12 protein-coding genes are annotated in these 13,194 nt (G+C 50.0%); 7 read left to right on the plus strand and 5 right to left on the minus strand.

Annotation, left to right across the window (positions count from 1 at the left end; genetic code table 11):
- Positions 1–146 precede the first annotated feature (146 nt).
- The 3 genes from NP589_RS15030 (at position 147) to NP589_RS15040 (ending at position 4,992) form a co-directional block, all read left to right on the plus strand.
- On the plus strand, positions 147–1,964 hold the full coding sequence (locus tag NP589_RS15030; RefSeq protein WP_256607723.1) for a S8 family serine peptidase: 1,818 nt from the start codon (positions 147–149) through the stop codon (positions 1,962–1,964).
- 204 nt (positions 1,965–2,168) lie between these two features.
- A complete protein-coding gene (locus NP589_RS15035) occupies positions 2,169–3,956 on the plus strand; it encodes a S8 family serine peptidase (protein ID WP_256607724.1) in 1,788 nt (595 codons plus the stop codon).
- Between the two features lie 268 nt (positions 3,957–4,224).
- Positions 4,225–4,992, plus strand: coding sequence for an HAD family hydrolase (locus NP589_RS15040; protein WP_256607725.1), 768 nt, complete (start codon positions 4,225–4,227; stop codon positions 4,990–4,992).
- Between the two features lie 12 nt (positions 4,993–5,004).
- On the opposite strand, the gene NP589_RS15045 is transcribed toward NP589_RS15040, so the two are convergent.
- From NP589_RS15045 to NP589_RS15060, 4 genes are read right to left on the minus strand one after another with little or no spacing between them, the layout of a single operon-like run.
- Complete coding sequence (locus tag NP589_RS15045; protein ID WP_256607726.1) at positions 5,005–6,186, minus strand: molybdenum ABC transporter ATP-binding protein; 1,182 nt, start codon at positions 6,184–6,186, stop codon at positions 5,005–5,007.
- 56 nt (positions 6,187–6,242) lie between these two features.
- A complete protein-coding gene (locus tag NP589_RS15050) occupies positions 6,243–6,671 on the minus strand; it encodes a TOBE domain-containing protein (RefSeq protein ID WP_256607727.1) in 429 nt (142 codons plus the stop codon).
- Between the two features lie 56 nt (positions 6,672–6,727).
- A complete protein-coding gene (gene modA, locus NP589_RS15055; protein WP_256607728.1) occupies positions 6,728–7,495 on the minus strand; it encodes a molybdate ABC transporter substrate-binding protein in 768 nt (255 codons plus the stop codon).
- A gap of 37 nt (positions 7,496–7,532) precedes the next feature.
- Entirely contained in the window at positions 7,533–9,029 is a 1,497-nt protein-coding gene (locus NP589_RS15060) for an alginate export family protein (protein WP_256607729.1), read from the minus strand.
- A 360-nt stretch (positions 9,030–9,389) separates the two neighbouring features.
- Here NP589_RS15060 and NP589_RS15065 point away from each other — a divergent pair, with 360 nt between their 5' ends.
- The 4 genes from NP589_RS15065 to NP589_RS15080 all read left to right on the plus strand — a co-directional run bounded on the left by NP589_RS15065 (position 9,390) and on the right by NP589_RS15080 (position 12,092).
- Positions 9,390–10,199: a TOBE domain-containing protein gene (locus tag NP589_RS15065; protein WP_256607730.1), complete on the plus strand. Its 810-nt coding sequence runs from the start codon at positions 9,390–9,392 to the stop codon at positions 10,197–10,199.
- Between the two features lie 254 nt (positions 10,200–10,453).
- Positions 10,454–11,029: a hypothetical protein gene (locus NP589_RS15070; protein WP_256607731.1), complete on the plus strand. Its 576-nt coding sequence runs from the start codon at positions 10,454–10,456 to the stop codon at positions 11,027–11,029.
- 36 nt (positions 11,030–11,065) lie between these two features.
- Positions 11,066–11,374, plus strand: coding sequence for a rhodanese-like domain-containing protein (locus NP589_RS15075; RefSeq protein WP_020483003.1), 309 nt, complete (start codon positions 11,066–11,068; stop codon positions 11,372–11,374).
- A 10-nt stretch (positions 11,375–11,384) separates the two neighbouring features.
- On the plus strand, positions 11,385–12,092 hold the full coding sequence (locus tag NP589_RS15080; protein WP_064010920.1) for a dinitrogenase iron-molybdenum cofactor biosynthesis protein: 708 nt from the start codon (positions 11,385–11,387) through the stop codon (positions 12,090–12,092).
- A 103-nt stretch (positions 12,093–12,195) separates the two neighbouring features.
- Here NP589_RS15080 and NP589_RS15085 read toward each other — a convergent pair whose 3' ends face one another.
- Complete coding sequence (locus NP589_RS15085; protein ID WP_256607732.1) at positions 12,196–12,843, minus strand: DUF2959 domain-containing protein; 648 nt, start codon at positions 12,841–12,843, stop codon at positions 12,196–12,198.
- Positions 12,844–13,194: the final 351 nt, after the last annotated feature.

Consider the following 13,194-nt stretch of genomic DNA (forward strand, 5'->3'; position numbering starts at 1 on the left):
TGGCAGCCCAGTTTTTTTAGACTTTCTTCCAAGCAAACAGCTGATTTAGCAATTCAAAATAAAAATCAGCTGACGTCTTGAAAGACTTAATCCAAGGAAGAGCTTTTTAAGAATTGGATATTTAAAATAAAATCAGGGGAACAGTCATGAACAAAAAAAATTTATACATAACTTTGGGCGTTGCGCTTCTAGCAGTGCCCGCCATCATCTATCTTGACAAGTACTTGCTTGAGCAAGAAGTCCAACAGATAAACCAAGACATGCAGCAGATGCCCGCGTCGGCTGGTAATATCGCAAAAACCTGGAAACCAGGGCAAATTTTAGTGAAACCCAATGCCGGTTTGACCGATGCGGAATTTGAAAAAATTCTGCGGGGCAATCAAGGTAAAAGTAGCGAAAAAATAGGTAATTTACCGGTTCATGTTGTTAGCGTCCCTGAGCAAGCGGAAGAAGCGGTGGTGCGGGCACTATCGAAAAATCCCCATATTGAGTTTGCTGAGTTGGATATGGCTCAGCCAATGAGCGTGACTACTCCAAATGATCCAAACTTTGCCGGTGCTTGGCATCTAGCAAAGATACAAACGTCTGGCGCATGGGATGTTTCCAAAGCTGATGGCATTACGATTGCCATTCTGGATAGTGGTGTTGATGGTTCGCATCCGGATTTGTTCAGCCATATGATTCCTGGCTGGAATGCTGTAGACGGAGGCTCTGACACCACTGACGTCAATGGTCATGGAACTGCGGTTGCGGGTACGGCAGCTGCTGTTACCGATAACTCTGTGGGCGTTGCCGGTGTGGCTTGGAACGCTAGAGTTATGCCGGTCAGAATAACTAACGATCCCACCGGATACGCTTATTGGAGTGATATAGCTCGGGGCTTGAGTTGGGCTGCGGATAATGGTGCCGATGTCGCGAATATTAGTTACGGGGTGAGCGGTAGTTCCGCTGTGTCATCCGCCGCGCAGTATATGAATTCAAAGGGTGGATTGGTCGTCGTCGCGGGCGCGAATGACGGGGTCGATCCTGGCTATGCGAATAGCCCTTACATGATTTCTGTTTCAGCAACCGACGGGAATGATGCTAAAGCCAGTTGGTCCAACTATGGCGCTTTTATTGATGTCGCCGCGCCTGGCACCTATATAGCAACACTTCTTAGAGGTGGCGGGTATGCCAATTGGAACGGGACCTCGTTTTCTAGCCCTGTGACTGCTGGTGTAGTCGCGCTGATTCAGGCTGCGAATCCCAATCTGGTTCCCGCCGATGTTGAAAAGGTGCTGAAGGATTCCGCGGATAAAGTATCGGGCGTTAATTTTGATCCAAACTATGGCTATGGACGTATCAATGCGAACGCAGCGGTGCAATTGGCGCTTAATACAGTGGCTAAAGATACTCTGGCACCTACGGCTGTCATTGCATCTCCAAGCGCCGGATCTGCGGTCAGTGGCTTGACCTCTGCGGCTGTTAACGCCACCGATAATGTGGCGGTCAGTCAGGTTTCGTTTTACGCGGCTGGTAAATTGGTGGGAACAGATGGTACTGCGCCTTACACATTCAGCTGGGATTCAACCACTGTGGCAAACGGTAATATCAATTTAACTGCAGTAGCTACCGATTCTGCCGGAAACCAAGGCTCATCAAGTACCGTGACCGTGAACGTACAAAATCAAACCACCGTAACCAATACGGATCAAGCAGCTCCAACCGTGACCATTTCCAACCCGGTTAATGGCGCGAAAGTGAGCGGAAGCGTAGTGAATATTTCTGTTGCTGCTAATGACGACATTGCCGTCGCTAAAGTACAGCTTTATGTCGACAGCAAGCTTGTGTCGTCTACAACCAGCAAAACCTTGAGTTACAGCTGGAACGTCAAGAAAGTCGCTGCTGGCAGTCATTCGATCAAAGCGGTTGCTACCGATACATCTAATAAAACGGCTACCGTGAGCATCCTAGTAAGTAAGTAGCATTCTGCAAGCCAATCTATACAAGGGGCGTATTCCGCCCCTTTTTTATCGCGACAAGTCGCCATAAACAGATCGCTTGATCAACTCTGGCGAGGCTATTCGCGAAAGATGGGCAGGAGTTTTAATCTGTTCTTAATAAAGTTTTTAGCCCGAGCGTCTTACAATAATCGATTTGCTTGATTTTATTCAATAGACGGGATTGTGATGCTTAGAGTTAAGGATATTGCGGTTGTAAGTTTGTTCAGTTTGCCTACCGGATTCGCTTATGGGCAGGCATTTCCGAATACTGTAGCGAATTTACCGGCCGGCAAAGTTTGGAAGTCCGGACAGATATTAGTCCAGCCCAAAGCTGGACTGCCTGACGCCGAGTTTAAAAAAATTCTGCGCTTCAATGGCAGTGGTATTGCTGAAAAAATCGGTAGTTCGGCTATCCATATTATCAGTGTTCCTGAACATGCTGAGACTGCCGTGGTGCGGGCCTTGTCAAAAAATCCCCATATCGAGTTTGCCGAATTGGATATAGCTATGCCACTGAGCGCCGTTCCCAACGATCCACAATTTGCCAATGCCTGGCATTTATCCAAAATCCAGAGCCCTAGTGCATGGGATGTCTCAAAAGCAGACGGTATTACTATTGCGATATTGGATAGCGGTGTGGATGGTTCACATCCAGATTTAGCGGTGCATATGGTGCCGGGATGGAACGCGGTAGACAGTGGTTCGGTGACTACTGACATTAATGGACATGGTACTGCCGTGGCGGGTGCCGCCGCTGCCGTCACCAACAATGCCAGCGGTGTCGCAGGTGTGGCATGGAACGCCAAAATCATGCCTATCAGGATTACCAATGATGCCGGTGGTTATGCGTATTGGAGTGACGTTGCCCGCGGTTTGAACTGGGCCGCCGATAACGGTGCCGACGTCGCGAATCTCAGCTATGCCGCAAGCGACAGTGCCACGGTAATCTCAGCTGCTCAATACATGCGAAGTAAAGGCGGTTTGGTATTGGTGGCTGCCGGCAATGCGGGCACGGATCCGGGGCTTGCGGATAGCGTGAACTTGATTGCCGTTTCCGCTACGGATGCTAATGACATAAAAGCCAGCTTCTCAAATTACGGCAAATATATCGATATTGCTGCGCCCGGCGTATCCATTCCGACGACCAATAATGGCGGCACTTATGCTGCTTGGTACGGTACCTCGCTTGCCACGCCGGTCGCTGCTGGTGTGGTGGCACTGATTCAGGCCGCCAATCCGAAACTTACGCCTGATAATGTCGAAAAAATATTGAAAAGTTCTGCGGATAAGGTATCTGGTGTTAGTTTTGACCCTAACTACGGCTACGGCCGCGTTAACGCGGCCAACGCAATCAAGGCTGCCATCAATACCGTCTCGTTGGACACCCAAGCTCCAGCGACTGCTGTTCTATCGCCAATTGCTGGCGCTGTGGTTAATGGTCTGGTTTCCGTGGCGGTGGCAGCCAGCGATAATGTTGCAGTCAACCAAGTGTCGCTGTTTGCCAACGGTAAGTTGGTCGGAACCGACGGCGTCGCACCCTATCAATTTAGCTGGGATACCAGTATCCTAGCCAATGGCAACGTCACTTTAACGGCCAGCGCAATCGATTCGGCTGAAAATACTGGTTCATCTGCTGCCGTGACTGTTAGCGTACAGAATCAAAACGCTACCGGCGGCTCTGCTGGCAATACGGCCACTGCTGATTTGATAGCGCCCATGGTTAATATTTCTAACCCAGTGAACGGTACTAAAGTTAGTGGCTTGGTAGCGGTTTCTGTTTCCGCAAAAGATAATGTGGCGGTTGCCAAGGTGCAGATTTATATCGATACAAAGTTGGTTGCTTCAACGACCAGCAGCAGTTTGAGTTATAACTGGAACGCCAAAAAAACCTCGGCGGGTAACCATAGTATTAAAGTGATTGCGACGGATACGTCTGGTAATTCAGGCACTGCCAGTATACAAGTGACCAAATAAGCTCACACCTCAGGGGATTTGTCTCGCTTGCCTCCAGCGCATTTTTGCTCAAACTGGTGGCAGCCTACAAATCGACGTCGCCCAGGATTTGACCAGTGAAAGGCAAGTGCTGGTAGTTACGCGACTGAATCACACTCGGCATCGACTCTAGTTTTGATGATTGCGAGTGGCATGATTCCCGGCGGGTTTTGCGACGCAATCAAGATTATCCGCAGCGCCATCCGTTACAATAGCCGCCATCTTCCGTGAACCTAAGCTTCCCTTTCAAATGAACCATTCGATTATTTATGCGCTGGATTTTGATGGCGTTGTCTGCGACAGTGCGATTGAAACCGCGATCACCGGCTGGAAAGCCGGCACTACTATTTGGAAAGACATGCCTGACGCGGTACCTCAGGCTATTGTTGAGCAGTTTCGCGAAGTGCGGCCGATTATAGAGACGGGGTACGAAGCGATTCTGATCATTCGCCTCATGTATCTGGGCAAGAGTACTGCCGCTATTTACGCCAACTACGCCGCTAAAGTGCAAAGGATGCTCGACGAAATCCATTTAAGCATCGACGATTTGAAAAAGCTGTTCGGCGAAACCCGCGATCACTGGATTGCCAGTGATCGTGCCGACTGGATAGCCAAGAATCCCTTGTATCCCGGTGTTGCGGAAAAACTGCGTGACTTGGGACAACGGCATTTTTGGTGCGTGATTACCACCAAACAAGAGCGCTTCGTAAAGGAAATTCTTAGTGCCAACCAGATTGAATTGGCCGATGAACGAATTTTTGGGATGGACCGCAAGCTCAGCAAACCTGAAATCCTGAAAGGATTAAAAGCCCAGCATCCGGGCCAGCCGATTTATTTTACCGAGGACCGGCTACCGGCTCTGGAGGGCGTAAAAAAACACCCGGAGTTGGCAGATGTGAAATTATTCTTCGCGCTATGGGGTTATAACCTTGCCGCAGACCACTCCGTTGCAGCGGAGCAAGCAATCGTGCTACAGCAGTTAGAGACTTTTCTCAGCGACGGTTTGGGCGCCGCATAAGCTGTATCGAGATCAGTAACGGTATTCCAAAACACGGCTGGTTTCGGCGTCGGCATGGTTCAAATAGTAGTAACCGTCGCCGTGGCTGACAATACGTTGATAGGGTAAGGTGTCCAGTTCGGACAGATAGACGATGGCGTGGGTTTTAATCAGGCAATACACCACGTCGCCTTCCCGCAAAGCCATGCTCTGACAGGCACCCGGCGTAATTTCCACCAACAAGGTGCCCCCGCAATCGACTTGCACGATTAAACTTTCGCCTCTGGGGATGATCGCGCAGATTCGGCCCTTGAGCTGATTCTGAATGGAGATGCCATCGATATAAGCTCGCGACAGCGCGATGTCGTTGGCGCGTATCGATACCTGGCTCTGGCTGCCGATTGCAAATTGCGGACGCAGAGGCAACGCCAGCGGCAGACCGAAACTGTCCGCCATACTGCAACCCGCCTGGTAATCGTGATTGCGAATACTGATCGGCAGAATGTTGTCGATTTGGCGGATACCCAGATAGCGTAAGATGCCTTGTTGTTTAGCTACTTCGCGCAAGGAGCCGCTGCGCAGCACCTGGCCGTGCTCCAGTACGATCAACTGATCGGTCAATTCCAGAATCTCGCCCAGCGACTGGCTGGCATACAGCACCGGCAAGCCGAATTCGTCTTGCAGGCGTTTCAAAATCGGCAGTAGTTGCGAGCGGTAACCGTGGCCGATGGCGGCGAAAGTCTCGTCAAGCAATAACAACTTTGGCGATTTCAGCAGAGAACGGGCCAGCGCCACGCGTTGACGTTCGCCAACCGATAGCCGTTCGATAGGCTGATCCAGGTTGGCGCCCAGTTCCAGTAAATTGATTAAATAGTCCGGTTTGAACAGACGTCGCTGTTTGAGGGTGCGGTAATAGCTGGCGGTCAAATTGTCACGTACGGTTTCCGTAGTGTCGATGCCGTCTATCTGCAATACCGCGCCTATCGGTCGTTGTTCGCGTGGCATCACGATGCCTTTGCGGCTATCGAACAAGATTTTGCCGTCCAGCGAAATATGTCCGCTTTGCGGCTGAATGGTACCGGCGATCAAGCCTAGTAAGGTACTTTTACCGGCACCGGATTCTCCGAACAGTCCGACGCTGATTTCGCCGACAGATAACTGCGTGCTGAGGTCGAAATGACCGCGACGCAGTTTGACATTCATTTCCAGCAGCATGACCACCTCCGGTGGTTAAAGCCGACCCGGCCTGGTTGGCCGGGCCGATCACAATATTAACCCTGCACGCCTAGAATCACCGCGCCGGCTTTGAATACCGCCGTGGCAGATTGGCCTTTGCGTAGTCCCAGGGTTTCCACGCTATCGTTAGTGACGGTAGCCGCGATTTTATCGCCGCCGGGCAGGGCAATATCCACTTCGGTGTTGACCGCGCCCGCTTTAACGTCAGTGACCGTACCTGCCAGTTGGTTACGCGCCGAAATCCGATAGCCGCCGAAATCGGTGACGACGATGACTTGGGGTGCTTTTACCAACACGATGACTTTCTTGCCGGTTTCTATCGCCAAGGTTTCGACGGAGTCTTTGGTAATCGAGGCGACGATGGTTTCGCCGCCTTTCAAACCGACATGCACTTCGGCGTTAACTGCACCGATGGTGACTTCTGTGACGGTGCCGGAAAATTGGTTACGTGCGCTTGCTTTCATGATGATTCCTCTTGATTGGATGGGAGCGCCCTTAGCATAAAGGGTTTGAATAAACGTTAATTTGCTGCGGGTAAGGCATAGCCATATTTTTCGATGATGGCCAAAGCTGGCGGCGTTTTCAGAAAAGCCAGCAAAGCTTGCGCGGCCGGATTATCGGCACCGGTTTTCAGCAATACCGCGTCTTGCAAGATCGGGCTATGCAGGCTTTCCGGGACGATCCAGCCGGAACCGGCGCTGATTTTGCCGTTTTCAATCACTTGCGATAAGGCCACAAAACCCAGTTCGGCATTGCCGGTACTAATGAATTGATGGGTCTGGGCGATGTTTTCGCCTTGCACGAACAAAGGTTGCAGTTTTTCCAATAAACCTTGATTTTTCAGAACTTCCACTGCCGCTGCACCGTAGGGTGCCAGTTTCGGATCGGCCAAGGCCAGATGCTTGAAGTCGCCCTTGCTGAGGATTTGGGCTTGCTCGTCCACATAGCCTGGGTTGCCGGACCAAAGGACCAACTTGCCAATCGCATAGGTAAAGCGGGTGCCGGTAACTGTCAGGCCTGATTGCTCCAGTTTCAGCGGGCTTTTGTCGTCGGCAGACAGAAACACTTCGAACGGTGCGCCGTTTTCGAATTGGGCGACGAATTTGCCGGACGAACCGAACGACAGTTTGGCACTATGGCCGCTAGCTTTCTCGAACGCCTCGACGATCTCGGTCATGGGTTTTGTAAAGTTGGCGGCAACCGCGACCAGCGTGGTATCGGCCTGCGCAAATGTGCTCCATAAAAGCGATAAAGCTAAAACAATCCGGTTTAAAGCGATAAACGACATGGTATTTCTCCTTAATAAAAAAACTGATCGGTAGCGGTTAAAACCGTAATTGGCTCTGCACGTAAACATAATCGACGTCGTCTTTAATAGTCGGTGCCGACGGCGCTCTTTTAGCAAATTCACCCTTGAATAAATGCGCCCAGCCGGTTTCGAAATTCAGGCTGCTGTTAAAATCCCAACGCGCGGTCAATTCCAATTGTTGACCGACAAAATCACCGCTACGGCCGCTGGTATCTTGCAAACCGGCCGTGGTCCAACTGTCCCGGTCGGATGCCAGCCAATAGAAGCGATGACTTACACCGAGTTGCACATCGCTACGCGGCGCGGCGACGATTCGGTAGCCGGGGCTACTGATATTGCTGCGGGCGAACGCACCATACATACCGGTCGCGCCAAACTCGAAGCGTCGGGCACCGTACAAGGTGTCGAAGCGCTGGTCTTGATTGTCATTAGGGTTTTCATCACCGCTGGCGTAGTCGTATTCCAACGCGAAACGGGGAGACCAAGGGGCGTCGAAGGTATAACCGGCATCGGCATGTTGATACCAGGCGGCATGCTTCAAGTCGCGGCCATTATTGGCGGCGGTGCTGGAGCGGACGGTGCCGAGTTGACCGATAGTTTCCAATTGAAAGTCGAAGTTAGCCTTCTTGGGTTTCAGATAAAAACGCACGCCGGGTGTGAAATAGCGGCGATTGCGGGTTGGGTTGCGGATACTGTCGCCCTCGTCAAGGTTGTACAGATAAACCTCGCTGTTGATGCCCCAGGCCAGGTTGTAAAGCTCCAAGAAACCACCGGAAAACCAGGTGTGGGTATCTTCCTCGTCGGAATCGTAGGTCTCGTCGATAATGTCGCCGGCCGCAGTCGGATAGCGGTTGACCGGCATTGTCACAAAACCGGTGAACTGCCATTTGTCATAATTCAGCAGCCGCAGCTTTACGCCGGTAAAACTGTTGATGGTGTTGCGCATCGCGTTTCTGGCGACTAAACGGCGGCTGCCCAAATTTAAGGTTTGCCGACCCGCGACCACTTCGGCGCCCATGCCGCTGTAAAACAGATTTTGGTCCGCCCAGGCCAGATAGCCTTGAATAAAATCCGCTTCATCGGCATGGGTGTTATTCACGCCTGACCCGCTATCGACGCCAAGAGCGCGGGCATCCAGAAACTCGGCGCCGAGCCTGAACTTACCCAGACTGGCTTGCAGCCACAAATCGGTTTGCAAGGCAATCTGCTGGTCGCCGCCTCTGCCGTTGGCTTTAAAGCTGCCGTCCAAAGTTTCGTAACGGGTGCGATGTTCTAGGGAAGCGGATAGCCACTTCGGCAAATTCAGTGTGTCGTGCAGATTCCAGACCGGCTTTTCGAATTTATCATTGCCCAGCAGAGCATCCTGCATCTGACTGGAAAAGGCGGTCATGGGGGGCTTGCTGTAGGTTTTATTTTCCGCCGCCTCACTAACGCCAATGTCAAGACTGTTCGCTGCGATCACTTTCAGTGCAACGAGTAAAGATGCTTTGCGATTGCGGTTTTTGCGGACCATAGTTCACCTATTAAGCCGGTTAAATGTGTTGGGTTTATGATAATGTCCCGGCTGTTGGGTGATTTTTCTGGGGTGTTCATTGCAACCAGGGAGTGCTTGCAGTCTACTTTTCGTTATGTACAAAAGTAAATAACGAAATACAAAAATAACTTATTTCAAATGAGGAAATAGTGATTGTTGGCGATACGTTTTTTAAGTACACCTTTCGCACTTCAAATTCCGGCATATCCGTTCCCTCGCCCTCTGGGCGAGGGTTGGAGAGAGCGAATCAAAAAACCGAAATTTGAAGTGCGATGACTTTATGTCGTTCAAATTAGATAGATCAATTGAATAATGTCTACAGTAGAGAAAAATCCAAACATGCCTGAGCCACCTTGGCTTGAAGGTGAATTACGCCTAGCTGGCATCTTGGATAAACGCATGATCAGCTTGCTGCGGGCAATAGAGCAAAGCGGTTCGATCAATCAAGCCGCCAAGCAGGCCGGATTAAGCTACAAAGGCGCATGGCAGATGATAGAGCGTGCAAATAATTTGGCTCCCAAGGTTTTAATAGCCACCGCGACGGGCGGCAGCAAGGGGGGCGGTACCACGCTCACGGCGGCGGGTTTGTCCTTGCTTAAGTTATTCACCCGCCTAGAGGATCAGCATCGCGCCCTTTTGCAGCAACTCAATCAAAGCTTGATCGACGATCCGGATGTAATGCTTTTGTTGAAACGACAGGTGATCAAAACCAGCGCTAGAAACCAGCTGTTCGGAACGATTGCCAGGATCAACTCTGGTTCGGTAAACGCCGAAGTGTTTGTGTCATTGAAGGGTGGAGAGCAAGTTGTCGCCAGCGTGCCGTTGACAACGTTCGTAAACTTGAAATTGAAGATAGGCGGCGACGCAGTGGTGCTGGTCAATGCGCCGGATATTTTGGTGTTGGGTGATGATGGCGGGCTTAGTGGACTGTCGGCGCGGAATCGTCTGGCTGGCCGTGTGATTCGCATCCATTTTGATGGTGTGGATTCTGAAGTGATTATCCAGCTACCCAGCGGCGAAACCATTGCCGCTACTATTACCCAGGTTAGTGCCGAGGCTCTTGCGCTCAAACCCGGTGTCAATGCTACAGCGGTCTTTAAGAGTAATGCTGTGATTTTGGCCGCGGTGATGCCTGCCGATGAGTGTTAGCTAGCCCAATAAAAATATTCGTTATAAATCCTACAAATCTTAAATAATCATCATTCGAGAATTGTCGTGTTTACTACATTGTCGGGTCGTGCCGCTGCCAAACTGCATATTTCTACGAACTATTCGCATCTAAAAACCAAGTAAAAACCGTATCAACCATGGCTTTGATGTGGTTTTAATCGTCCTGGCAAGTGTTTTGCTTGCAAGCTGTTAAATACTTTTCATTCATTACCTTTCATTGGGGATTTAAGCAAATGCTACTTGAAAAATACGACAGCCAAGGGCTTTTATGGATTACCACCTTAGTCGGAAAAACCAGCACTGCCGGGCTTTCCGCGTTTCGCGGCGACTTGGTGTTAGTCGAAGGTGAGTTGCGTGAAGGGTCGACGAATATCCGTGACCGGAAAACCCCGGAGATGGTGATTAATCAATCAGCGATTTTGGCCGATGCCGAAAAGATTTTGTTCATCAACGGTCTGTTTTTCCAATTGGAAGACTTACCGGTATTCGTCGAAAAATATAAAGAGGCGCTGACCCCGGAAACCGCCACGCTGTTTTACGTGCAAAACATCGCTAAGCCTATGCAAATCGTTTTAGATGGCGTGGTTTTCAATTTATTGCCTCATCAGGAAGGTATGATCTGGAACTTGATGTTGGAAGAGCTTTATATAGAAAAATCCGACTTGAAGGGCCAGTCCGGCGAAGACAAGGTAATCACCGCATACGAGGCGGCTAAGGGCTATAAAATCAAAGCCGAGCCTATCAGTCTGGAGACTGCTCTGTCGCAAACTATCGAAGTTAAAAAAGATTTAGCCGGTGGTCCGGTTTAAGTTTGGTGTCTTGAGCCTTGTGAGGATGTTAGTGCTATGAAAAATTTCAAAACTATCTCCACGGCCGATTCCGAACAGCTGATTGCGGAACAGCAACCGATGATTCTGGATTGTCGCGATCTTAAGGATTACCGGGCGGGGCATATCGAAAATGCCATGCATGTCCACGAGCAATTGCGCGATTCGCTGCTGAAAAAAGCCGACAAGGCTAAGCCTTTGCTGATCTATTGCTATTACGGCCATGCCAGCGAACATTTGGCTGAAATGTTTGGCGATTTCGGTTTTCAACAAGTCTACAGCTTGGCCGGCGGTTATGCCGACTGGAAAGAACAGCACAAACTTTAAGGGTGACGCTATGGAACAATTATCACGAGATCTGGCTTTGCGTATCGCGCTGGCTTCGCGGATTTTGCCGGGAGTAGACGTACCGAAGTTGATCGGTGTGTTGCACGAAAAAGTCGGCTCGCCGTTGGACGACGAGAAACTGAAATCGATTACCGTCACCAACCTGAAGACCGGCATCGGTAGTCTGGATGGCGAGGAAGACGGCGAAGATATTGGCATCGGTCTGGAAAACATCAAGCTGGCGGTCAGGTATTTGTGGGGCGAGGAAGATGAAGATGAAGGCTTGCCGGAAATCATGCCTTACAAGGAGGGCGACATTCCGGAATCGATTCGGGTAGCGATAGCCTCCAATAGTGGTCAGCTATTGAATGGGCATTTTGGTTCCTGCATTCGCTTTTTGGTCTATCAATTGTCCAAAAGCGATATGCGCTTGATCGACATTCGCTCTACTGTAGAAGCCGATAGTGCCGACGACAGAAATCTATTTCGGGCCAATATGATCAAGGATTGCCATGTGCTGTTCGTGCAATCCATCGGCGGACCGGCAGCGGCGAAGGTGATTCGTGCCGATATTTATCCGATTAAGGAACCCGATGTAATTGACGCGGTGGAGAAACTCACCGAGTTTCAGAAAGTGTTCGATGCCGCACCGCCTTGGATGGCGAAAGCCCTCGGTAAAAGTGCCGAGGAGCGGAAGCGGTTTGCTCATCAGGAATAAGATTCGAAAATTGTGCGTCTTACCCTCTCCGCTGAGAGGGTAAGTTTTTCGGGCCGGAAATAGTCCCGGTTAGCTTCGATCAGAATAGTTCGATAGCGAAGCGCTATTGCTTTTCCATGGTCTTGATAAACGCGTCCGCCTCATTAATCGATTTTTCCATTTCCACCACCAAAGCCGATACATCCGATTTAACCGAGTCCAACTGGCCTTTTAGCGAGGCGATAGCTTGAGCATTCAGGTTGTGTTTCAGATAGAGCACCTGGTCTCGAAACACGCTGAGTACCGGCTCTATTTTGGTTTCGGCTTTGCGCATTGCCGCAATCAGTTGTTGGTAGTGCGCTTTCGTGGCAGTCAACTTTTGCTGGCTATTCCGTCTGAGCGAAGCATTGCTGTATTGGCTCAGCTCGGTTTCCCATTCGCTGAACAGTGCGCTGGAGACGTCTTCTATATCGGCTATGCGCTTGTTAACTTCCTCGGCCTTTTTCACACTGGCCTCATATTCACCATTAAGTTTATTGTAGGTGGCTTCTAAATCGCCGCCTTTAAAATTGGTCATCACGGTGAATTGTTCGAGCGCCGACTTAAATTGTTGCTTGGTTTCCTCCTGGGTATCGCGGGCTTTTTCCACGCGATGCACCATCACTTCGCGTTTGGGTATGCCGATTTTCTCCAGGCCGCTGTAATACGCGCTAGAACAGGCGGCTAAGCCCAACGTCAACAAAAACAATATAAAACGCGAACTGAATTTCATAAAAGCTCCTTGGATTAATGGGCGCATTATAAGCTGGAGTCGGTGTAGTTCAACTTAGCTCGGTTGCTGGGTTCTTAGCAGGTAGACAGCGCGCGAGCATTCGATTGTGAATAAATTCACATATTCGACTTTGTGTTTTAAATCGCAGTAAACATAGACAAGCAAACGTTAGAGTTAATCAGGGTTACAGCGGATCTCAATAATATCTAAAGTTAAATAATGCGATTGCTATTCAAAATTTATCTATTGTCGGTGGCGGATGATTAGATTTTGAGTTTTACTTAAGCCACGTTTTCGAACAGGGCTTTGAAGAAGTTTTGGGATGATTTAAAAAATTATTAACAGTTTTAA

Source organism: Methylomonas rosea (assembly GCF_024505055.1).
Classification (GTDB): domain Bacteria; phylum Pseudomonadota; class Gammaproteobacteria; order Methylococcales; family Methylomonadaceae; genus Methylomonas; species Methylomonas rosea.